The organism is Desertibacillus haloalkaliphilus, assembly GCF_019039105.1.
GTDB lineage: Bacteria > Bacillota > Bacilli > Bacillales > KJ1-10-99 > Desertibacillus > Desertibacillus haloalkaliphilus.
This window is the reverse complement of sequence record NZ_JAHPIV010000561.1, coordinates 1-335: the sequence shown is the minus strand read 5'-3', so window position 1 is coordinate 335 and position 335 is coordinate 1. Positions and strand designations below refer to the sequence as shown.

The 335-nt window shown below is 68.7% G+C and carries 1 pseudogene; it reads right to left on the bottom strand.

From position 1 onward, the window contains the following. A pseudogene (locus KH400_RS23280) lies at nt 1-335 on the bottom strand (ABC transporter permease); the annotation flags it as partial.

The window sequence follows — 335 nt, the reverse complement described above, 5'->3', positions numbered from 1 at the left end:
ACAGGGGGAGGTTCGGGATCACCAGCACCACGTTCATCAGGAAGGTGAGGCACTCGTCCACCACGCCGCCGAAGTAGCCGGCGGTGATGCCCACCGTGATGGCCAGGGCGCACACCAGCAGGCCTGCCCCGAAGCCCACCATCAGGGAGATGCGGGCGCCGTTGGTGAACTGGGCCCAGAGATCGTGGCCCATGCGGTTGGAACCCATCACCAGCTCCACGCTGGGGGGCTGGTGGGGGCGGGCGACCCGCTTGGTGGGTTCGTTGCTGGCGAGCAGCGGGGCGAACAGGGCCATCAGCACGAAGGTGACCACGATGGCGAGGCCGAAGGCGGCC